This window comes from Streptococcus pseudopneumoniae, assembly GCF_001074565.1.
GTDB classification, from domain to species: Bacteria; Bacillota; Bacilli; order Lactobacillales; family Streptococcaceae; genus Streptococcus; species Streptococcus pseudopneumoniae_J.
In genome coordinates this window covers 17,364-38,818 of sequence record NZ_JUQX01000072.1, presented here as the reverse complement: position 1 = coordinate 38,818, position 21,455 = coordinate 17,364, and the positions used below count along the sequence as shown (strand labels likewise).

Here is a 21,455-nt window from a genome sequence, read left to right as displayed (position 1 = left end):
TTTTAATAGGATGCCTCTGTAATTTCTTTCTCTACTCATAGCGTAAGGATTCCACTGGATCCATTTTGCTAATCTTACGTGCTGGGAAGAAGGCAGAAATATAGCCAAGAAACAAAGCAAAAATGAAGGTTCCTAAAATAGAGAGAAGATTTAATTCAAAAACTTTAGAGATTGATGGATAGAAATGGTGAACAATAACATTCGCTAGACTGCCTATCCCTTGAGCAATGATGAAAGCTATAAACAAGGCAATTCCTACAATCCAAAGAGCTTCGTAGATAAAGATTCCTTTCACATCTCTATTTTGATAGCCAACGGCCTTCATGACACCGATTTCCTTAGAACGTTGCATGATATTGATATAAATGATGATGCCTATCATAACTGCTGCCACCACAATCGCTTGTGAAGAAAGCACAATCAGTAGTCCTTGGATGACACGAATAAAGGTAATCACAATATCAAGAACAGCTTGTTGAGAAAGAACTGTGTACTTCTTATTTTTCTGCAATTCTTCTGTTACTGTTTTCGTACGAGATGGGTCTTTAAGCTCAAAAATAAAATAGGATACGGCCTTTGTGAATTCAGCTTCTTTTAAAATCGTTTCCATCTGCTTGGAAGCCATAAAACTATTACTATCCTCTGTATCATCTTCGTCATTGATGACACGCACAATATGAGTCTGAAAACCTGCCAACTTGCTACCTTCAGCAGTATTTTCTACAATGGTTGCCGAGACTGGTTTGCCAATCACATCACTAGCTGTCAGATTCTTCCCGGTTTGTTCATTCCAATTTTTGAGCAAACTCATTGGAATCGTCAATCCCTCCTCGTTAACATCCGTATAAAGAGATCCTGCTAGCACTTTTTCTTTTTCATTGCTACTAACAGAAATACTTGTATCTTCATATAAACTCACAACCTGAGCATAAGAAGGCAGGGCTTGGCTAAAATCCACTTCGTGTCCGTCTATGCTAATCTTTGACATGGTCATACCAAAAGGACTCTCTAGATATTTAATGTTTTCTTTCCCAATCGTATCTGTGATATAGTTCTTATCATCTTGGTTTAGAAAACCTCTGCCAGCAACACTGGAATTCAGTGCAATCTGAACTTGGGAAGGAAGCTTGCCACCGTTGGTATTTTCATCAATCATTGAAATCAAGGCATTTCCTAGACCAAAAGAAATCAACACGCCTACAAAACCAATCGAGGTTGCTACTGCAATCAACAAGTTACGCCACTTTCTTTCTAAAAAGTTACTTAAGGAAAGTTTGAATTTGTTTTTAAAGGACAATCCTTTATTTTTTGACTTCTTCAACGACTTCACCATCCTTCATTTTGATAATCACATCTGCATATTCAGTAACCTCTGGGTTATGAGTAACAATCAGTACTGTTTTCCCAGCTTGGGCCAAACTTTTGAACACTTCCAAAACCATCTCCTGAGATTGAGAATCGAGTGATCCAGTCGGCTCATCAGCTACAATCATATCTGGTTGGTTTACCAGAGCACGTGCAATGGCTACACGTTGCTTTTGCCCACCAGAAAGCTGTTTCACATTCTTAGCCATAAAAGGCTCCATCCCTAGACCGAGAAGTTGCTCCTGAGCAATCCTTGTCATTTCTTTATCCGATAAATCTTTGACATAGAGAGGTAACTTGACATTATCCAGAACAGATTGATGGGGGATGAGATTGAAGTTTTGAAAGACAAACCCAATGTTGTCTTTGCGAAATTGAGTCAATTCAATCTCCGATAGTTCTCTGAGAGACTCCCCTTTAAAATCTAAAACTCCCTCGTACTCCCTATCAAGACCACTGATGATATTCAGTAGACTGGTTTTGCCACAGCCTGACGGACCATAAATCGCTGTAATTTTTCCTTCAGAAATCTGCAGGTTAATATTTCTTAGAGCCTGTTCTTTATGTTTGCCGTCCAAAGCGTAAAATTTTGAAATATTTTTCATGGATAAAATGGACATTATAATCTCCTTTAATCACTTGTGTTATCGTGTACCGATACAAACTAAAATAAACAATACCAATATAAATTATATTTAAGAAAATCTGAGTCAAAAAACCGAATATTCTTATTTGGTTAACCAAAAGACAGACTAGGATTGGTAGAAAACGAATAATATACATTGTCACCCTCATCTTTAAAGGGAGCGAAAAAGCTTCTAGCTCTTTCGCATCTCGAAAATGATATTCTCGAAATAGTAATACCTCTATCATTTGTATTCCTTGGCATAAAAAGTATGCTAGAAAGACTCCGAAAAGAAATAGGAAAATATCTATAAAACCGTACCCCAGATAATTTAAAAAGAAATATAGTGAGGTTGCAGGAACTAAGATACTAATAACATTTAAAGACCAAATTCTTTTTTTTATAAATTTATTAAGATTGATTCCCACAGCCTTCAGATAAGGGAAATCCTTATTTAAAGTAAGAAAATAAAAATTTATCCCTTTATTGCTAAAAAATACTGTCCCTGAGAATAAAGCTGTATTCAATATCATCACTTTATTCGTGGTATCAATTCCTAAAAAATCTGGTAAAACCAACCACATGAACATAAACATAAAAGTTGAAAACACAGGTATAGTAATCGCTTTAAACATTGTCAAACCATCAACAACAGATAATAAATAGGACATACTGAACGATTTTTTAAATCTTGGTCTAACATACCTGATTTTCGGTATAAAAAATATATTATTAAGTAAAAAAACAAGTAGGCACGCAAATATTCCTAAAGAAATATTATAGAAAAAAATAATTACTAAGATGGGCAAAACTAGAATTAAATTCTTAAAGAATACTATATTCCAAAATTCTCTCCCTGTTATATTGAAAAATATCCTCATTGTACTTTCTGTTTTAGTTTTTAAAACATAAATATTTTCATAAAGTATTCCTAATAACAGAATTGCAGGAACCAATATTGTTGCTAATTCAAAGTATGATAAGATTCCCCAAATTTGATTTTCTTTTAATATATTATAAATTTCTGATTTAGCAATCAAAAAAATAAAAACCAAGGCAATAGAAGATAAAAAATATTTGTAAGTCAATTGAATTAGCGATAATTCCTTGACATTATTCGAATCGTTCCAGTATCCTTGCCGTGATAGGAACAACAGAGTAATAGAATAATAAAACTTTTCCATACAATTTCCCTCTACAAAGAAATAATCTGATCAACTGTCGGTAAAATTTCCTGTCTCTCGTGGCTTACAATAATAAAGTGTTTACCTAGATTTATCTTTTGCTCAATCAAATGAATAAGATTTTCAACCGAAATTTGATCTAATCCCGATAAAGGCTCGTCCATAACATACAAATCAGAATCCAATAAAAATGCTGCTATAAGCATTACTTTTTTCTTTTCTCCTAATGACAATGATTGAATTGTTTGTGTCATCAATTTCTCATTCAAATAAAATTGTTCTCGTAATTCTCTTAACCGTTCTTCAAACAAATTTGTTTCAATAAAAAATTGTTTCTGTAAAAATTCGAATAATAAATTAGGAGATAAACCGATGAAATAGTTGTCCGAAGAATCTGGAACATAGCTAACCTTTTCGTCAGAAATCACTGAGCCAGAATATGGTTGAACAATTCCTAGTAATACTTTTAATAATGTTGACTTCCCTGCACCATTTTTCCCAGTAATCAGTGTGAGACCTGAATTTGAAGCATCAAAAGAAATATTATCAAAAAGTATACGACTGTTTACCCGATACGAAATGTTTTCTACTTTCATTTTTTCTCCTTTTATATTATAATTAAAATAGTTGATAGTTATGTCTATAATCTTTTTGAGAATGCCCATTTTCAAACCGAGACATAACTATCAATTATTTTTTTATTCAATTATAATCATTCTAGTAATTTCTAATAGAAATTATTTATCATCTGTTATTAACTAAACCATTGTTTTACCCAGCCCCAAATTGCTCTTAAAATCCAGTCAATAATAATCCATTTAATAATTCTCCATACGAAACGCCACATAACAATTCCTCCTATTTACTAAACCACTGTGCAACCCAAGCCCACATAGCTGTCCACATTAAATTAATTAAAATCCATTTTACAATTTTCCATACCCAACGCCACATAACAATTCCTCCTATTTACTAAACCATTGTTTTACCCAGCCCCAGAGAGCTTCCCATAGTAAATTAATTAAAATCCATCTTACAATTCTCCATACCCAACGCCACATATATTTTTCTCCTTTTCTTTGATTCTTATTTTAATCTTCTAAAAAAATTAAAATTCCTAAATGTCCTGTTATTCTCTAACGTCATATCCAGTCCTACACTTACTTCTTGAACGAGAATAAGTGCATTTTTTTTAATGCCTACTAAAGGATAAATTTTTAACTTTTGGGGTTTTATTGTAATCAGATCCATTAAATAGCCATTAACTCTTATTTCTACTTGAATAAGATTTGATAATGTTTGTCGAATGAGCAGTACATCTCCTACTTCTGACATGCCAGTCAATAAAACATTGTTTATTCTTTCAAATTCTAGCACGTTTTCTACCTTCATAAAAATAGTAATGATTTTCTATTTCCACCAAAGCAATGACACTAAAAGTGAAAAAAACTTAATCATCTTTAATTCCCTCCTTTATATTATATAGCTTAAGTTACTGAAATAAAACATTATTCATTAACTCTTCAAATAAGCAAGCCTAGGATAATTTTTGCTTACATTTAGAATTATATCAGTTTTTTAAAAAGCCTCCAATGACAGAAATGTCACTCCTATAAACTCTTTAACGATATCTTTCTAGATCCTCGGCCCATTCATTATCTAAACTAACGAGCAACTTCTCATTGCTAAACATTCTCGCCATCATTTTTGCTTCTTCATACTTTTGTTTGGCTGTTTCATAATCCGTCTGAATATAATATTTCCACTCTACCATCAAGACAATCGGTTGTTTTTGAAAATCTCGTGTTTTTTCAGCAATCCAATTGAGTTTTTCCACCGCCAACTTAAATAACTCTAGGTTGTTAAGCAGTTCACAACTACCTAATCCTGCAAATAACACGTCTCGAACTAGAAATAAATCTTTGGCACTACTTTTCTCTACTCTATCACAAACCTTTTGAAACATTGATTGAAGTTTTGTCTGCTTATCAATAGATAAGTGTCCTTTTTTAATATTTTCTAAATAACTACATAAAAAATACAATCTAATTTTTAAAAAATCTGAAAATGAAAACTCACCTTGATTACAAAGTTCGTCCAAATACTCATCTACTAGCGCAAGGCCATACTGTTCATCATCAGTCGCCCTCACCTCATCTATAGCTTGAAGACAATCCACTACCACTTTCTCATCACGTGGCAAATCATCATAAAAACATTCAAAAATCTCATCAAAATATTCTTCCTTTTGTTCCTGCAACTCTTTGTCTCCATAGTCAGGATGATGAAGAAGAAAGTACTTTAATTCTTGGTAACGCTTGGGTAATTCCTTGTAGTCTGGCATCAAGACATAGGATGGAATACCTAGCCTATCCGCAATATATTCCAGTGTTTTTATCGTAGGACGAAACTCTCCCTTTTCAATGCGGACCAACTGACGAACGGACAACTCTGACTCATCCCCGCAAAAGACTGGACGACTAAGCCCTTTCTCCTCTCTAAGAAGCCGTACCTTCTCTCCTAATTCATTCACTTGTCCCATTTCTTCCTCACAATGTCATAAAAATGTTTGATATTCAAATAAATATATACGCTTATTATACCATTTTTCAAAATAATGTACAAAAAAGAGACAGGATTTCTCCTGTCTCTAGGCTGATAAACGATTATTTACGACGTCCTGGACGTTCTGCATAACCATAGTAAGCATCTGCCATGATTTCTTCCATGTCAGCTACCATTGGCAAGCGTGGGTTAGCAGGTGAACATTGATCTTCATAAGCTAGAAGAGCAATTTCATGCAAGCTGTCTTTCCAAACTTTTTCATCAATTCCTTGATCCTTGAAGTTCATCTTGATACCTACTGCAACACCAAGTTCGTAAACAGCTTTAGCGTATGCTTCAACCGCTTCTTCTGGAGTTGAGTGAGGCAAGCCAAGCATTTTCGCGATGTCTTGGAATTTCTCATCAGCTTTCCAGTAGTTGTATTTAGGCCATGTAGTAGTCTTAGATGGACGAGTTCCGTTGTAACGAATAACGTATGGAAGCAAGATAGCGTTTGTACGTCCGTGAACAGTATGGTGAACCGCACCGATCTTGTGGGCCATTGAGTGGCTCATACCAAGGAAGGCATTGGCGAAGGCCATACCTGCCATTGTAGAAGCATTATGCATTTTTTCACGAGCTTCTGGGTCAGCTGTCTTAACAGATTTTTCCAACCATTCAAAGACAAGTTTGATTGATTGAAGGGCAATACCATCTGTGTAGTCGTTAGCGAAGTTTGAAGTGTAGGCTTCAGTCGCGTGAGTCAAGACGTCCATACCTGTGTCAGCAGTAATGAAATCTGGAACTGATTCAACCAAAGCAGGGTCAACAATCGCAATCGTTGGTGTCAATGAGTAGTCAGCCAATGGGTATTTGCGGTTGTTTTTCTTATCAGAGATAACGGCAAATGGTGTTACTTCTGAACCAGTACCTGAAGTTGTTGGGATACCGATGTACTTCGCTTTCTTACCAAGTGATGGGAAGCGGAAGGCACGTTTACGGATATCCATGAATTTTTGAACCAAGTCACGGAAGTCGATTTCTGGTTGTTCATAGAAGAGCCACATAACTTTCGCTGCGTCCATTGGAGAACCACCACCAAGAGCGATAATTGTATCTGGTTCAAAAGCTCTCATCACTTCAGTACCACGTTCTACAGTTGTGATATCTGGATCTGGCTCAACATCTGAGAAGACTTGGACAGTTACACGGTTGCTACGTGCGTTCAATTGATCGATAACACGTTGAACGAAACCGAGTTTTTCGATTGATTTGTCCGTAACGATCATAACGCGTTCAATATCTTCACATGTTTGAAGGTATTGGATGGAATTGCGTTCGAAGTAAATTTTTGAAGGAACTTTAAACCACTGCATATTATTTCTACGTTTCCCTACTTTCTTGATGTTTAGAAGGTTGATAGCGCTCACGTTATCACCAACTGAGTTGCGTCCGTATGAACCACATCCAAGTGTTAATGATGGGATGAAGGCATTATAAACGTCCCCAATACCACCGAAAGTAGATGGAGAGTTCCAGATAATACGCATAGCTTTGATTTCTGTACCAAAGCGTTTAGCAAGCTCTTCGTCTTTTGTATGGATAGCTGCTGAGTGACCAAGTCCGTTAAACTCAACCATTTGACGAGCTTTTGTAAGACCGTCTTCTGTATCTTCAGCTTTTAGGACAGCAATAACTGGCGACAATTTCTCACGAGTCAATGGTTCTTTTGGTCCTACTTCTGCACATTCTGCAGCCAAGATATTTGTTCCTTCTGGAACGCTGAATCCTGCTTGTTCTGCAATCCATGTAGCTGGTTTACCAACGATGTTGGCATTTAGTTTAGCACCAGCACAGTTTTTGCTGTTTGCTTTAACGCCAAAACAGAATTCTTCAAGAAGGGCTTTTTCTTTTTTGTTTACAAAGTAAGTGTGATATGATTTGAATTCTTCTACAAATTCGTCATATACTTCTTTATCAATGATAACCGCTTGCTCTGATGCACAGACCATACCATTATCAAATGATTTAGACATAACGATGTCATGGGCAGCTTGACGAAGGTCAGCTGATTTCTCGATATAGGCGGGAACGTTTCCGGCACCTACCCCAAGAGCTGGCTTCCCACATGAGTAAGCAGCCTTAACCATGGCATTACCACCTGTTGCAAGGATAGTCGCAATACCTTCGTGGTTCATAAGCGCTCCAGTTGCTTCCATAGATGGCTCTGTAATCCATTGAACACAGTTTTCAGGAGCTCCAGCTGCGATCGCCGCATCACGAACGATTTGTGCTGCATGAGCAGAAGATTCTTGAGCTGATGGGTGGAAGGCAAACACGATTGGATTACGTGTTTTCAAAGCAATCAATGATTTGAAAATTGCTGTTGATGTTGGGTTTGTTGTTGGAGTGACACCACACACAACACCGACAGGTTCTGCAATCTTAGTCAATCCTGTAACGGGATCTTCTTCAATAACTCCGACAGTTTTAACTCCGCGCATGTTATTCACAACATGTTCACAGGCAAAAAGGTTTTTTGTCGCCTTATCTTCAAATACACCACGACCAGTTTCTTCAATTGCGTGTTGTGCTAGGATACCGTGCGCATCAAGAGCTGCAACTGAAGCTTTCGCTACGATGTAGTCAACTTGTTCCTGGTTCAACTTGCGCATTTCATCAAGCGCAACCAAAGCTTTTTGTACTAGTCCGTCTACATGCTTTTCAGCAGCGAGTTGTTTTTGCTCAGGTGTTACAGTTTTTTTATCAGCCATATTTTCCTCCATAGCCTTAAAGGATTTAAACCCTTTGTTAATTTTTTCACAAGTTTATTATAACTCTTTTTTCAAACTTTGTAAACAGTTTCATGTAGATTTCACAAAGAAATTTAATTTATTTGTGAAATATTTCTCAATACTGCAATACTACGGGATTTTACTCTAATGATTGTGAAATTAGAATAAAAATATTTTTATTTCACAAACTTTTTCTACATTGAGGATGCTTCGCTAACAAGTATTTAGTAAGCGCTTTCTTTTTCGTCTGTAAGAATACCCCCTAATCAGGAGGTTATTGTTTTTGTTGGAAAACGCCTTGTTTAAAGCTTCCTTCATAGACAACTTCTTGCTCGGTCGTCAATTTCCCTTGACCTTCAGCCTGGCCGTTTACAAAATCGCCTTCGTATTTCCAACCAGATTTGGACTGGAAGGTTCCTTTACCATTGAAAGCCCCATTATTGAACTCTCCTGTGTATTGGTCCCCGTTTTCAAAGGTCATAGTCCCCTGACCATTCATCTTCCCTCTTACCAAGGTTCCATCATAAACAAGCGCACCATTGTCAAGTGTCAGTACACCCTTTTTTGGTGTGTTTAATAGAAAAACTGACACGGCGCAGATAACGATTAGAAGAACGGTTGCAATCTCTATACGCGGGCGAGTTAGATATACTCGATATTTTTCGAAGATTTCTTTAAACTTTTCCATTGTCACTCTCATTTTCTAAACGGTCTAACCAGCTTTGGCATCCACTTGTGATGCGCGCATAGGTTTCCTCAAAATCTCCTGTGTACCATGGATCTGGAACACTTTCAGATGCAAAAGCATAAATCTTGTGCTCTTGTTCCTGAGGACACATTTGACGCAAATCTGCAACGTTTGAAGCATCCATACCGATAATATAATCAAACGACTCAAAGTCTTCTCTGCCAATCTGAAGCGATGTTTTGTCTTTGTCGTAGGGAATCTGATACTGCTGGAAAATCCCCTGCGTTCCCTTATGAATCGGATTGCCATGTTCCCAAGACGAAGTTGCACGACTCTCAACTTGATAATCACTCGTCATGGACTTCATCACAAACTCTGCCATAGGGCTACGACAGATATTTCCTAAGCACACAAATACTATTTTTTTCATCCCTTTTCCTCTCATATCATAGAAAAACGGGAGTGATAGGATCCCGTTTTATTCTTCGATTGCTCCACTTTCGTCGATAACTGCTCCTTCTGGTGTCACAGCTTCTTTGAGTGGCAACACTGTCTTGATAGCAGCTAATTCAAAAGTCAAATAAACACCATCTACGTCTAGTACGATTGTCCGTTTCTCAGTATCTACTTCGTCCACTGTTCCATAGAGTCCACCGATTGTGATCACTTCATAGCCTTTTTGAAGCTTGTTCAAGCTTTCCATACGCTTTTGAGCTTGTTTCTTTTGAGAACGTTGCATAAAGAACATCAAGGCAAACATACCTACAAGCATGATCACAAATGTTAAATTTGGACTAATATTTTCCATAGTATTTTCTCCTTTGTATTTTACATAGGACTACTATATCAAATTTCAACTACTTTTACAAGGTTGTGCCTTGTTTTTATGCCAATAAAAAAATCAGAGTTTTCACTCTGATTTCTGCGATTATTTCAAGTTTTGAACTACTTTGACTAGATTTTCAACAGTAAATCCATACTCTGCCAATACTTTTGGTGCTGGGGCAGATGCTCCAAAGGTATCAATACCGAGAACTGCACCATCAAGACCAACATATTTGTACCAGTTTTGAGTTGCTCCCATTTCGACTGCAACGCGACGGCGAACTGCATTTGGAAGGATTTCTTCCTTATAAGCTGCGTCTTGTGCGTCAAAGACATCTGTAGATGGCATGCTGACTACGCGGACTTTTGCACCTTGACCAGCCAATTCTTTGGCAGCTGCGACAGCGAGATTTACCTCAGAACCTGTTGCAATCAAGATCGTATCAAAGTCTGCTGCATTTTCATAGACAACATAGGCACCTTTAGCAACCTTGCCAAAGTCTGTTCCCTCTTCAACAGTCAAGTTTTGACGTGTCAAGACAAGGGCAGTTGGTGTTTTTTCACTTGTCACCGCAAGGTACCAAGCTGCTTGAGTTTCACGCGCATCTGCTGGGCGGAAAACATTGAGATTTGGCATAGCACGAAGACCTGCTAGGTGTTCAACTGGTTCGTGAGTTGGACCATCTTCACCAACTGCGATTGAATCGTGGGTAAAGACATAAGTCACAGGAAGTCCTTGCAAGGCTGACAAACGGACAGCTGCTTTCACATAGTCAGAGAAGACGAAGAAAGTACCTCCGTACACACGAAGTCCACCATGAAGGGCCATCCCGTTCAAAATCGTTCCCATTGCAAATTCACGCACACCAAACTGAATGTTGCGGTTCAAGCGATTGGCATCATCTTGAAGTCCGTCAGTCTTGATATAAGTCATGTTTGAGTGAGCGAGGTCAGCGGATCCACCTAAGAAGGTTGGCAACTTAGCCGCCACAACGTTCAAAGCATCTTGGCTTGAATTACGAGTTGCTTGAGAGAAGCCGTTTTCTAGAGCTGGGAAGTCTTCTGGAGTTACCTCAACTGGGTCACGTCCGTCTATGATGGCTTCGACTTCTGCTGCAAGTTCGGGATAAGCTTCTTTATAATCAGCAACTAGTTTTGTCCAAGCTTGATAAGCTGATGCACCACGGTCTGCAACATTTTCTTTGAAATCAGCGTAAACTTCAGCTGGGATTTCAAATGGTTCATAGTCCCAACCGAGGGCTTGGCGAGTAGCCGCAGTTTCATCTGCTCCAAGAGGAGCACCATGTACCGCATTCGTTCCTTGTTTATTTGGAGAACCGTATCCAATAACAGTCTTCACTTCAATCAAAGACGGTTTTCCTGAAGCTTTAGCTGTTTCGATAGCAGCATGGATTGCATCCAAGTCTGTCCCATCTTCAACCAAGGCTGTGTGCCAACCGTAGGCATTGTAGCGGTCACGAACACTTTCAGTAAAGGAATCCTTTGTCTCACCATCCAAGTTAATGTCATTTGAATCATAAAGAACAACCAACTTGTCGAGTTTTTGCAAACCTGCGTATGAAGCCGCCTCACTTGAGACACCTTCCATCAAGTCACCATCTCCACAGATCACATAAGTATAGTGATCAAAGAGATTGTAGCCTTCGCGATTGTATTTTGCTGCTAGAAAACGTTCTGCTTGGGCAAAACCTGTGGCAGTCGAAATCCCTTGACCTAAAGGACCAGTAGTAGCATCAATCCCTGCTGTATGCCCAAATTCTGGGTGACCTGGTGTTTTGGAACCCCATTGACGGAAGTTCTTGACCTCGTCCATGCTAACATCTTCAAAACCAGAAAGGTGAAGAAGGGCATAAAGAAGCATAGAGCCGTGACCTGCTGAAAGAATAAAACGGTCGCGGTTGATCCAGTTTGGTTGAGCAGGATTGATACGAAGTTGTTTTGTAAAGAGGCTATAGGCCATTGGAGCAGCCCCCATAACCACCCCTGGGTGACCTGAGTTTGCTTTGTTGATGGCGTCAATACCTAGAAAACGAATTGCATTAACAGATAGATTTGACATAGAATTTCCTTTCTCTTTGAGGTGATTAATGAATCACACAACCTATTTTACTATTATATGAAAAAATGCATAGAATAGCAATAAAACAATTTGCGTTCATCTAACAGATTTGATTTGTCTATCCCCTCGTCACTTCATAGTACGGGAGCAAGCGAGTATAAGCGTCTTCTAGCTCCTCCAATATCGCTTCTACTGACTGATTTTCAATGAAGGAAACATCTGACTTGACTAAGACTTTACGAACTTCCTGATTGCGCACCTTCTCGCGTAAGAGCCGACGGTTTTCTTCATTAGCTTCTACTTTTTGACTTTGACCATCGGTGTATGCTAGATAATAGATTCCTTCTACCACTGGAAACTCTAAAACCTTGGCTTGCTTGCTCAGCGTCTGCTCATCCTTCTTGCGCTCGATGAAACTGACTTCTAAGGAAATCCCAAAATCTGAACCTTCCCCATACAAACGCAGCGCCAACATGGGTTCTGTTACCTGCCCCTCTCTCTGTAAATAGGCCCAGAAATGCGGTCGCAAGCGCTGCGCTTGATTCATCCACTGACTAGTCTGTTGCAATTCCCATTCGGGATGACTTGCTTGGAAGGCCTTGGCTAGGTTTGTAAAAGCCTTACGAGCCTCTTGGCCTTTGTGGCGCAATTCCAGCATCTTCTCTCGCTCATCTCCAGACTTATCTGGATTACGATACTGGATCCCCGCGTAAGATAGATAGTTTCTGATGGTTTCCATCATCGGTCTCTTCTCCTTTTTTCTAGCAAAAAATCAGGTCAAGCCTGATTTTGTTTATTCTGTATCTACGACAACATAACGATTTGGCTCATCACCCTCAGAATAGCTAGTCACTCCATCCATGCGTGAAATAATGCGATGGATAATCTTGCGTTCGCTATTCGACATTGGATCTGTTTGCTGGCTACGACCTTCCTCCAAAACGCGATTCGCTAATTTTTGAGCGTAGGTTTGTAACACTTCTGCACGGTGTTCAACATAATCATTGACATTAATCGTAATGTAGAAAGTTCTTGAATAGCGATTATAAAGATAATTTTGTGCCAAGAGCTGAAGGGCCTTCAAGACTTTTCCATGATAGCCGATAATACGGCCTGGTTCGTTGGTGTCAATTTGAAGATTGATGGTACGACGATTGTAGTCGCTTGAAATCGTACCTTCAACATCCATATCATCCACAATGGTTTGAACGTAGCTAGCTACTTCTGTTGCCACTTGTTCGGTATCATAACTTGGCTCTACTTTTAAGCCCAAATCTTCCAACGATTGGCTCGCTACTTCTTGCGTTTCAGCTTCTTTTTCTGGAGCAGCCTTAACTTCCTCAGCAACATCTTCTGCTTGCAGTTCATTTAAAATTGAAATATGACCTGTTTCTTCCAAAATCGTGCTGGCATGTTTTTCATTTTTCAAGATTTCAGCCTTGACCTCTTCAGAGACACCTTGGCCTTCTTCTTCAATTTTCTTGATGGCTTCAACCACATATCCCAAATCAACTGTCGCTTCGCTGACGGTTTTCACTGGCTCATTCTTTTCATTGACTTCTTTTGGAACACCTTTGACAGCCTGTTGATTGGCTTTAATCACTGTTGTTTCACTGATTGCTTCGATATCAACTTGAGCTGGTTTCTTACCAAACAAGCCCAAGAAACCTTTTTTCTCTTTTGAAACGACCTTGATGTGGGCCTTCATTCTTGAAATATTTAATTCTTTCAACCCTTTTTGGATTGCTTCTTCAACCGTTGAACCTGTAAATAATACCATTACCAGATTCCTCCTTATTTTTTCTTTTTCTGTGCTTTCTTCAAGGCTCTTCTCTTCTTACCTTCTAAATCTCTTTCTGCTTGGACTACCGCTTCTCTTTCAGCAATAATCTTGAAAGGATTGTTCAAGAAATAGGTTTGCAAAACTTGATAAGCATTGGATACTGCCCAGTACAAGGCGACTCCACTAGGCGCAGAGATGGCAAAGATAAAGATCAGTACCGGCATCCCGTACATCATCCCTGTCATAGCTCCACTTCTTTCAGGCAAAGCCTTATTTGATAACCAACTGCTCAAGAAGGTAAAGACTGCCGCCAAAATCGGAAGGATAAAGCTTGTGTCTACTCCCCCTAGGTTCACCCATAAGAAATGCCCTGTTTTTAAAAATTCCACTCGACTCAAGGCTTGGAACAAAGCCAAAAGGACCGGCATTTGTATTAGAATCGGCCAAATTGAGGACGAATGTTTGACCCCCAATTCCTTATAGACCTTCCGCATCTCCTGGTCTAGCTTGGTTCTACTTTCCATATCACGACCCGGATATTGTTCTTGCAGAGCCTTGATGCGTGGTTGAGCCTCTTGCATTTTTCTAGAGGCAACCATCTGAGTCTGAAAGACTGGTAATAGAATCGTACGAATCAAGATTGTAAAGAGGATAATCCCCACTCCGATACTAATGTCAAAGGACAAAAAGCGGATAATTTCAGCAAAAAAATAGACAAATTTACTCCAAAGATCTGTCGAATCTGCCGTTATATCGCTAGCTGTACCATTTGTTGCACAGGCCGTCATGGTAAACAAGGACAGACCCAACAAACTAGTCAACTGTAGTTTCTTTTTCACTCCCATTTCCTTCCTGGTATATCTTTGATAACTTTAATACGTGGAGTAGATTTTTCTCCATCTCTGCATATTCCAAGGTTTCCACCCCTTTTCGAGCAATCACAACAAAATCGACATGATCTACCAGACTTCCCTTTGCATTTTGTATGATATGTCGGATTCGTCTCTTAATTTGATTTCTGGTAACTGCATTCCCCAGTTTTTTACTAACGGACAGTCCTACTCGAAAATGGTTTTGCTGGTTTTCCAATTGGTAGACAACAAATTTTCGATTGGCAAAACTTGTTCCTTCCTTGAAAATTGCCTTAAAATCTTTCTCTCTTTTTACACGAAAGTTTTTCTTCAAAACTCAACTCCATCTATTAAATTACTACTATTATAACAATTTCCCTCAATAAAAGCTAGACAAATACCGTCAATTACAGACATAAAGGCTTTTTTCTACATTCTTACTCCAAAGATTATGGACTATTTTAGACATTTTTAGACATTTCTTGGTTACTTTTTGGTTAGCTTTTACAAGTCCAATTTATCCAATTTTTCAGTTATATTAAACTTCATCTGCTCCGTAACATGAGTATAAACTCCCAAAGTCATTTTCTCGTTCGTATGACCTACTCGTTCCATAATCGCCTTGATTGGAACTTCTAATTCTGCAAGTAAACTAATATGTGAATGCCTAAAAACATGAGTAGTCAATACAAAATCCTCTTCTTTTTGAATTCCACTTCTTTTAAAACTTCTCTTCAAAAAATCATTAAAAGAAAAAATCATAAAAGGATTCCCATTTTTCGTAAATATAAATCGCCCTTCTTTTTCAATGAGAAGATATTCTTCTATGATCTCTAACACTCTATCGCTAATACCAATGACTCTATAAGAAGCTAAACTTTTAGGACTATCTAAAAATATCTCTGCCTTACTTCCGCTTGTATGTAATGTATATTTAACTTCTAACGTTTTATTCTCAAAATCAATATCGTCTATAGTCAAAGCCAAGACTTCTCCAAACCGCAAGCCTGTCAAATACATAAATTCAACAATTAAACGCACTCGGTGATTCTTTTCTTCCTTTTCTAAAAAATTCAAATACTGAAACATTTGAACCCTTGTTAAATACTTATTTTGTTTTCTCCTAATCTCTTTTACATTCTTTTTTCTTTTTGGTAAAACAACCTTTTCAACAGGATTCTCAATTATATAACCAACATCTAAACAATACTTAAAAAACAGATTCAATAAAACTTTCTTATTTTTTCTATGAACCGCAGAACATTCCAGCTCCAACAATATATTCTGAACTATATGACTTGTCACATCTACTAATAAGTAATTTTCTAACTTTCTAACTTCACCTATAATAGTATATTTCTGAGACTTAAACGTACTTCTTTTTAATTCTGTTTCACGAATTTTCAAATATTCTTCGTAGGCTTGTTTAACTGTAATATCACTGACTACTTCCTTCTTCTTTTCTATTTTCTCCCTCTTTTTTTCTATTTTCTCATCTAGCAAGATTCTTGCTTGTTTCTGCGCTTGCCTTGTCTTAGAAGTTAAAGTTATAGAAACTTGTTTCCACTTATTATCTTCTAAATCAAAATATTTTTCATAATATCTATATTTTCCATTCTCCAATTCTCTAAAAAACATTTTATACTCCTTTTCAAATGAGTATATCTCTAGTCAATAACTATAGTATATCATTTTTTCCAATCAAATATATCTAACTCTCTCTCTATGCAAAAGAAATAGATAAAATCCTCTCACATTTATCAATACTTTTTGTCCTGTCCTAAAAGATATATCTTTAAATTCTTTCGTCTTTTGACTTTCGTCTAATCGTCTTTCAATAGTTTTAATACTAATCGAAGGGAAATAATTTGCTTTTAAATCCTTCTTTGATACACAAATATCAGGATAATTATTATATGATTTTTCCATTTTCATTCTCCTTAAAACAGCAAAAAAAAGGCAGATTTTACTCTGCCTTGCCACACGAAATCACTTAATTTTAATTCTTTCAATCAAAAACTCTATTCTTTTCTTACCTTCACCATTATCACTATTACTGTATAAATAGCATAGGCAACATTGGTTAAAACTCCAACAACATCAAACAATATACCATAATATATCGACCATAAAATCAAATTGATAACTAATCCATTTTTAATAATATAGATATTCTTGGTTCGAGTTAATAAAATTGAATAACCCACTGAAGCAAAAATAGGTAAATAACCCACTAAACCCTGCTTATTCAAATAAACTCCTAAGATTATCTGAGCAAATACAATTAAAAATGCAAATAGTCCATTAAACTTGTCATAAGCTTTCAAAAAACTTCTAAACATACCCAATATTTGAACAATAGAACCACCGTATCCGCCAAGCAAAAAATTCTTTAGTGCATTTAATAATGCTTGAAATGTACCTAACATGAACAATTTCTTTGTAGACTTAGTCGTTATTGAATATAAAAATAGAAAAGTTGATAAAAAAGATATACCTTGAGCTACATACCAAATCATTCGAATACAAAACCTACAATTCTATAGCCTATGCATAGTCGCTCATCTTCGTTTTTAAAATGTGATACCACCTCACAAAGATTAACATTTTCTGCAAAAGTACTCCCAATTGGATACTCTTCTAACAGACGCTCATCAGAAATATTTAACACTTTTTCATGATAAGTTCCAATATCAACTAAATCACCAGGAACCCAATCAATTAACGCATCGCCATATGTCACAATTCATCTCCTTTAATTCAATTTACGTCGACCCCAAACAGTCGCAACCAAACCTACAAATCCCCAAATAGTCGCAAAAATAGTGCTTGCTGTTCCAGTTGCAGGTAAAACTTTCAACTTCCCTTCTTTATCTTTCAGAGCGATTGTACCGTCTTGCTGCTTTACAGCCCCAACCTCATAAGGTTCTTTTTCTTGATAGTCACCTTGTTCTGTTTCAACAACGACCTTACTTTGATTCGTAGAAACTACTTTATGACCTGTATTGGTTTCAATAGGCTGTTCCTGAATTTCTTCCTTCGTCACATTCAAAGGTTTAGGATCGTCAGTTTCTTTCACACCAACATTTTCTTCTGCCTTTTGTTTCTGTTCCTTGATTTCAGGAGTATCTTCTACAGAAGGCTTATCCTCTTTTGGTTTTTCTTCTTTCGGTTGTTCTGATGGAGTTTTTTCCTCTACCACAACACCTGTATTATCCTTTTCTTCCTTTTCTACATCTTTACCGAGATTTTCAGAAGGCTTATCCTCTTTTGGTTTTTCTTCCTTCGGTTGTTCTGATGGAGTTTTTTCCTCTACCACAACACCTGTATTATCCTTTTCTTCCTTTTCTACATTTTTACCAAGTTCTGTAGCAGGACTTTCTGTACTTACAGATGGTTGAGTTTCTGCTGGTTTTTCTTCCACAACTAACCCAGCATTATCTTCTGTAGAAGCAACATTTCCACCCAAAGTAATTTCATCAGCATATACTCCACTAGCAACTGTACTCAATACAGCTACAGACAACAATGTTACAAATTTCTTATTCATTTCTTTTCCTCTTTTCTTTATTTTCCAGTTACATATAAAAATTCTTTTGCCTGATCAGCAGTAAATACACGATAGTTCGTTATTCCAGTTCCCTGACCACTTCTAACAAAGTTACATTCTGAAATCAAAATTGAACCATCATCTTTCACATCTTCTACAAATGCCACATGACCATAAAGACGGTGACCACCAGCTTGCGTTCCTTGAAAACTAACTGCTGAATGCTTCGTAGGAGTATTCGTTACTTCGTAACCTGACTTATGCGCCCAATCTTGACCATTTCCCATGTATGGATCAAACTGTATTCCAAATTCTTTAGCACGATTGAAAACATACCACGTACATTCTCCATAAGGATAAGATTGCGTGATATAGCCTTCTTTAGTAATTTCCTTATCAATCGAATAGCCACTAGGTATCTCCATAGCAACTTGACCTGCAGGAATATCCAAACTACCAGCTATTGCATTTCCACTTGATCCATCAGATTCAATCGTACCCTTAAAGACTTCATACCACTTCTTGCTGTCCTTTTCCAGCTTCTCTAATTTTGTCTGACCGTCTGAAAGCAATACACCCTCATAATGTTCAGACCAATACTTAGCACTTTCAAAAGGATCAGTCGCCTTTTGCATGTAGTCCTTTACTTTTTTATAGCCATGATTCAACTCATAGGACATCAATTCCAGTTGAACTATACTATCTAACGTTCGAGAACTAGCATTTCTCCAGCGATCACCATTGATTGTATTTCCGTCCCAGCCTGACCATTGAAAATAGCCAGCAACTCCACCTGACGGATTGACTACAGTAGGATCAAAATCACTTTCTCTTTCTGCATTGGCAAGAGAACCACTAGCACCTTCCAAAGTAAACTTTTCTCTTGATAGTTGCCAGTTTAGAATCTTAATAACATCTTCTGCTCTTTCAACAGAAATATTGGCTTTTTTTGCCACTTCTTGCGCTGTCAAACGTGTTCTCTTGCCAGTTGTACTTCCTGATGAACCACTAGCAGAAACGATTCCAATAATACTTGCAATCACTAAAATAACCACTAGGAGAATAGGTAAAAGACTTCCAACCAATAACCCTAATCGTTTAGCTGTTTTTTTACCCATTAAATATCAACCTTTCTTCTTGCTTTCAACCTCTTTTCTTTCTTACTCTTATATTGTTTAGAACCAGTTACATCAGTTTTAGAAGCTGATTCAACAGATTTTCTTCTGCCAAGTGCCTTTGGAATGCTAGTCTTTGTGTTCTGCATTTTCTGTTTTACAGAACGTTCCTGTTTTTCCTCAAAACTCTTTTTGCGTTTTTTGGCTCTTTCTTCCTTTAAACGCTGAACTGCTTGACGAGAAGCATTTTTCTGACCAGCATATTTCACTGCTTGATTATTTCTAAACGTCTCTTTATCTTCAAGTCTTTTTCTATCAGCACTATCTTCTCTAAAGGCATTGGCTCGTACTCCATAAAGTCTAGACAAAGCATTATTTCCTTTTTCTTTCAAAGCATTGACTGAACTATTCTTACGTTCTCTAATCGAATCCATTCGATTTTTAACCGCTTCTCCTTTTTCAGCAACCTTATCTACCAATGGACTTTCTTTTCGTAAAGTTTTGAGATTTTCACTCAACTTATCTTTACCCAACTTCAAGCCACCTTTAGCAAACTGACTACCAACTTTCAAACCGTCCTTCACTGATTTTAAACCAATCTTATCTGATCTTGATAATCTTCCTTCAAGATTCCGAATAACACGAGAATTGCTGATCTCTCTACCAATCTTACCAACAGGACTATCAGTAACTCTTGAAAATGTAGATAAAAGAGAATATCTATATTTCCACATTAAGAACAACAAGACACCTTTTAGAAATACCGTAACTAATAAATCTCCACTTACAGCGCTAGAAATAAAGCTAGTTAAAGTATTATAAAAGAAAGCAAATAATGTAGTTGCTAAAAGCATGATAGATGATAAGGCAAGCATTGAAATAGCTTTCTTATTAAATCCTACCAGTAAGTGTTCCATCTTAGGAAACAAACTCAATAGAAGGATAAATGGCAACAATACAATCAGTAAAATAAATACAATCAAGAAGAAGAATCGTGACAATCCGAGCAATAGATAAATCGTTCCCATCACGACAATATCGACATCAGAAGCAAAGGCATACATGAATTTCAAGCCCCACTCATTCTTCAACATTTTATTTTCAGGATCTTTATCTTTTGCAATATCCTTGATTTTCTTCTCACCAACTAAATGATCTCCGTCACCTTGCTTATAGTCAGCTAAATCTTCAAATTCTTTTTCAGAAAGTACAAACTCCCCTTTATCATTCACAGGAGAGTTCATATACTTATAACCCTTCAATAAAGTTTCTGAAAAGTATGTTTCTACTCCATCTTTACTTTCGCCAGTTAAAGTTTTCGTAATTTCACCATTCAGAGTTATTGTCGTTGTCCTAAAAGCGTCATAAACATGAGTCAACAGATATTTATTTTGACCATTAACAGGAAACTGAACAAAGTACACTCCAATACAAGTATAAATCAACAACATTTTTATCAATGTTTTGAGGAAACTTCCTTTTCCAGTCGCAAATATATACAATAGATAGACTGCCATACTTGCGCCAACCATATAGATTATTTCTTGACTAAATAAGGAAGAAAATACCTTACTAGAGTTCTTTACTGCTTCATTCAATAGTGAAGAAACATCACTCATTCCCTCAACAGCAATATAAACTTCTGCAACTACATAGAAAGTCAGTTTCCCAACCCAAAATACAGCTTGAACTAGCGAATTAAAAAAGTAGTTGATATTGGAATCAAATCCAAAGAACTTTTTGTCAAAGTATGCTTTACTTGTAAGATCAGACATTCTCGACTTATAATTCTCATAAGTTAGCTTACTTTTACTTTCATTCTGCTTTTTTATCTCAGCTTCTTTTTCTTTTGCTTTTTTCGCATTGTCTAAGAGTTCTTTTGTCGATTCAGAACTTTCTTTCAGTTTTGGTTTATTGGTATTCTTATCAAATTCAATAATATTGAAATTATTGTTTGGAAGATAATCTGAAACAGGATTCGCCTTAACCAATATAGGAAAAAGGAAGAATGAACAAATAAACACTAGTAAAATATTTTTTCTCATATTCC

At 37.1% G+C, this 21,455-nt stretch carries 22 protein-coding genes; all 22 read right to left on the bottom strand.

Features of this window, described 5'->3' with window-relative positions; translation table 11 throughout:
- Positions 1 to 31 precede the first annotated feature (31 nt).
- Positions 32 to 1,333 carry an ABC transporter permease gene (locus tag ADI74_RS10510; RefSeq protein WP_192833045.1) on the bottom strand — a complete coding sequence of 434 codons (1,302 nt, stop codon included), beginning with the start codon at positions 1,331 to 1,333 and terminating at the stop codon, positions 32 to 34.
- The gene (locus tag ADI74_RS10505; protein ID WP_049538757.1) at positions 1,302 to 1,985 is read right to left on the bottom strand and encodes an ABC transporter ATP-binding protein; all 684 of its coding nucleotides are present in this window, start codon (positions 1,983 to 1,985) and stop codon (positions 1,302 to 1,304) included. The genes ADI74_RS10510 and ADI74_RS10505 overlap by 32 nt, the downstream gene beginning before the upstream one ends.
- A complete protein-coding gene (locus ADI74_RS10500; RefSeq protein ID WP_049538756.1) occupies positions 1,927 to 3,174 on the bottom strand; it encodes a hypothetical protein in 1,248 nt (415 codons plus the stop codon). Before ADI74_RS10500 ends, ADI74_RS10505 begins: the two co-directional genes overlap by 59 nt.
- 11 nt (positions 3,175 to 3,185) lie before the next feature.
- Complete coding sequence (locus tag ADI74_RS11025) at positions 3,186 to 3,770, bottom strand: ABC transporter ATP-binding protein (protein WP_152906323.1); 585 nt, start codon at positions 3,768 to 3,770, stop codon at positions 3,186 to 3,188.
- Positions 3,771 to 4,260: 490 nt separating this feature from the next.
- Positions 4,261 to 4,551, bottom strand: coding sequence for a hypothetical protein (locus ADI74_RS10490; RefSeq protein ID WP_061410132.1), 291 nt, complete (start codon positions 4,549 to 4,551; stop codon positions 4,261 to 4,263).
- Positions 4,552 to 4,795: 244 nt separating this feature from the next.
- Entirely contained in the window at positions 4,796 to 5,716 is a 921-nt protein-coding gene (locus ADI74_RS10485; protein ID WP_049538754.1) for a helix-turn-helix domain-containing protein, read from the bottom strand.
- Between the two features lie 124 nt (positions 5,717 to 5,840).
- Positions 5,841 to 8,492: a bifunctional acetaldehyde-CoA/alcohol dehydrogenase gene (adhE, locus tag ADI74_RS10480; protein WP_049538753.1), complete on the bottom strand. Its 2,652-nt coding sequence runs from the start codon at positions 8,490 to 8,492 to the stop codon at positions 5,841 to 5,843.
- A 295-nt stretch (positions 8,493 to 8,787) separates the two neighbouring features.
- Positions 8,788 to 9,201 (bottom strand): MORN repeat-containing protein, encoded by a 414-nt coding sequence (locus tag ADI74_RS10475; protein WP_049538752.1) that lies wholly within the window; start codon positions 9,199 to 9,201, stop codon positions 8,788 to 8,790.
- Positions 9,188 to 9,631 (bottom strand): low molecular weight protein-tyrosine-phosphatase, encoded by a 444-nt coding sequence (locus ADI74_RS10470; protein ID WP_049538751.1) that lies wholly within the window; start codon positions 9,629 to 9,631, stop codon positions 9,188 to 9,190. Before ADI74_RS10470 ends, ADI74_RS10475 begins: the two co-directional genes overlap by 14 nt.
- 48 nt (positions 9,632 to 9,679) lie before the next feature.
- Complete coding sequence (gene yajC / locus ADI74_RS10465) at positions 9,680 to 10,000, bottom strand: preprotein translocase subunit YajC (RefSeq protein ID WP_025168480.1); 321 nt, start codon at positions 9,998 to 10,000, stop codon at positions 9,680 to 9,682.
- Positions 10,001 to 10,129: 129 nt separating this feature from the next.
- Positions 10,130 to 12,106 carry a transketolase gene (gene tkt, locus ADI74_RS10460; RefSeq protein ID WP_049538750.1) on the bottom strand — a complete coding sequence of 659 codons (1,977 nt, stop codon included), beginning with the start codon at positions 12,104 to 12,106 and terminating at the stop codon, positions 10,130 to 10,132.
- A gap of 118 nt (positions 12,107 to 12,224) precedes the next feature.
- On the bottom strand, positions 12,225 to 12,848 hold the full coding sequence (locus tag ADI74_RS10455; protein ID WP_049538749.1) for a hypothetical protein: 624 nt from the start codon (positions 12,846 to 12,848) through the stop codon (positions 12,225 to 12,227).
- Positions 12,849 to 12,899: 51 nt separating this feature from the next.
- Complete coding sequence (gene jag, locus ADI74_RS10450; protein ID WP_049538748.1) at positions 12,900 to 13,886, bottom strand: RNA-binding cell elongation regulator Jag/EloR; 987 nt, start codon at positions 13,884 to 13,886, stop codon at positions 12,900 to 12,902.
- Positions 13,887 to 13,900: 14 nt separating this feature from the next.
- Entirely contained in the window at positions 13,901 to 14,728 is an 828-nt protein-coding gene (locus ADI74_RS10445) for a YidC/Oxa1 family membrane protein insertase (RefSeq protein WP_192833044.1), read from the bottom strand.
- Positions 14,703 to 15,074, bottom strand: a complete 372-nt coding sequence (gene rnpA, locus ADI74_RS10440; RefSeq protein ID WP_000739254.1) for a ribonuclease P protein component — start codon at positions 15,072 to 15,074, stop codon at positions 14,703 to 14,705. Before rnpA ends, ADI74_RS10445 begins: the two co-directional genes overlap by 26 nt.
- A 170-nt stretch (positions 15,075 to 15,244) precedes the next feature.
- The gene (locus tag ADI74_RS10435) at positions 15,245 to 16,378 is read right to left on the bottom strand and encodes a tyrosine-type recombinase/integrase (RefSeq protein ID WP_049538746.1); all 1,134 of its coding nucleotides are present in this window, start codon (positions 16,376 to 16,378) and stop codon (positions 15,245 to 15,247) included.
- A gap of 63 nt (positions 16,379 to 16,441) precedes the next feature.
- Positions 16,442 to 16,669 (bottom strand): hypothetical protein, encoded by a 228-nt coding sequence (locus ADI74_RS10430; RefSeq protein ID WP_004244165.1) that lies wholly within the window; start codon positions 16,667 to 16,669, stop codon positions 16,442 to 16,444.
- A 92-nt stretch (positions 16,670 to 16,761) separates the two neighbouring features.
- Complete coding sequence (locus tag ADI74_RS10425; RefSeq protein WP_080980413.1) at positions 16,762 to 17,259, bottom strand: YgjV family protein; 498 nt, start codon at positions 17,257 to 17,259, stop codon at positions 16,762 to 16,764.
- The gene (locus tag ADI74_RS10420; RefSeq protein ID WP_049538744.1) at positions 17,256 to 17,483 is read right to left on the bottom strand and encodes a hypothetical protein; all 228 of its coding nucleotides are present in this window, start codon (positions 17,481 to 17,483) and stop codon (positions 17,256 to 17,258) included. The genes ADI74_RS10425 and ADI74_RS10420 overlap by 4 nt, the downstream gene beginning before the upstream one ends.
- A 12-nt stretch (positions 17,484 to 17,495) precedes the next feature.
- Positions 17,496 to 18,290 carry an LPXTG cell wall anchor domain-containing protein gene (locus tag ADI74_RS10415; RefSeq protein WP_049538743.1) on the bottom strand — a complete coding sequence of 265 codons (795 nt, stop codon included), beginning with the start codon at positions 18,288 to 18,290 and terminating at the stop codon, positions 17,496 to 17,498.
- 17 nt (positions 18,291 to 18,307) lie between these two features.
- Positions 18,308 to 19,408 (bottom strand): phage tail tip lysozyme, encoded by a 1,101-nt coding sequence (locus tag ADI74_RS10410; protein ID WP_049538742.1) that lies wholly within the window; start codon positions 19,406 to 19,408, stop codon positions 18,308 to 18,310.
- Positions 19,408 to 21,450, bottom strand: a complete 2,043-nt coding sequence (locus tag ADI74_RS10405) for a hypothetical protein (protein WP_049538741.1) — start codon at positions 21,448 to 21,450, stop codon at positions 19,408 to 19,410. The genes ADI74_RS10410 and ADI74_RS10405 overlap by 1 nt, the downstream gene beginning before the upstream one ends.
- Positions 21,451 to 21,455 lie beyond the last annotated feature (5 nt).

Bases quoted from the DNA above. Each gene is read 5' to 3' on its own strand.
- ADI74_RS10410 (WP_049538742.1), bottom strand. From the start codon at position 19,408: ATGGGTAAAAAAACAGCTAAACGATTAGGGTTATTGGTTGGAAGTCTT.
- tkt (WP_049538750.1), bottom strand. From the start codon at position 12,106: ATGTCAAATCTATCTGTTAATGCAATTCGTTTTCTAGGTATTGACGCC.
- ADI74_RS10455 (WP_049538749.1), bottom strand. From the start codon at position 12,848: ATGATGGAAACCATCAGAAACTATCTATCTTACGCGGGGATCCAGTAT.
- ADI74_RS10430 (WP_004244165.1), bottom strand. From the start codon at position 16,669: ATGGAAAAATCATATAATAATTATCCTGATATTTGTGTATCAAAGAAG.
- ADI74_RS10470 (WP_049538751.1), bottom strand. From the start codon at position 9,631: ATGAAAAAAATAGTATTTGTGTGCTTAGGAAATATCTGTCGTAGCCCT.
- ADI74_RS10405 (WP_049538741.1), bottom strand. From the start codon at position 21,450: ATGAGAAAAAATATTTTACTAGTGTTTATTTGTTCATTCTTCCTTTTT.
- ADI74_RS10415 (WP_049538743.1), bottom strand. From the start codon at position 18,290: ATGAATAAGAAATTTGTAACATTGTTGTCTGTAGCTGTATTGAGTACA.
- ADI74_RS10510 (WP_192833045.1), bottom strand. From the start codon at position 1,333: ATGGTGAAGTCGTTGAAGAAGTCAAAAAATAAAGGATTGTCCTTTAAA.
- ADI74_RS10500 (WP_049538756.1), bottom strand. From the start codon at position 3,174: ATGGAAAAGTTTTATTATTCTATTACTCTGTTGTTCCTATCACGGCAA.
- jag (WP_049538748.1), bottom strand. From the start codon at position 13,886: ATGGTATTATTTACAGGTTCAACGGTTGAAGAAGCAATCCAAAAAGGG.
- ADI74_RS10505 (WP_049538757.1), bottom strand. From the start codon at position 1,985: ATGTCCATTTTATCCATGAAAAATATTTCAAAATTTTACGCTTTGGAC.
- ADI74_RS10425 (WP_080980413.1), bottom strand. From the start codon at position 17,259: ATGATTTGGTATGTAGCTCAAGGTATATCTTTTTTATCAACTTTTCTA.
- ADI74_RS10475 (WP_049538752.1), bottom strand. From the start codon at position 9,201: ATGGAAAAGTTTAAAGAAATCTTCGAAAAATATCGAGTATATCTAACT.
- ADI74_RS11025 (WP_152906323.1), bottom strand. From the start codon at position 3,770: ATGAAAGTAGAAAACATTTCGTATCGGGTAAACAGTCGTATACTTTTT.
- ADI74_RS10435 (WP_049538746.1), bottom strand. From the start codon at position 16,378: ATGTTTTTTAGAGAATTGGAGAATGGAAAATATAGATATTATGAAAAA.
- adhE (WP_049538753.1), bottom strand. From the start codon at position 8,492: ATGGCTGATAAAAAAACTGTAACACCTGAGCAAAAACAACTCGCTGCT.
- ADI74_RS10485 (WP_049538754.1), bottom strand. From the start codon at position 5,716: ATGGGACAAGTGAATGAATTAGGAGAGAAGGTACGGCTTCTTAGAGAG.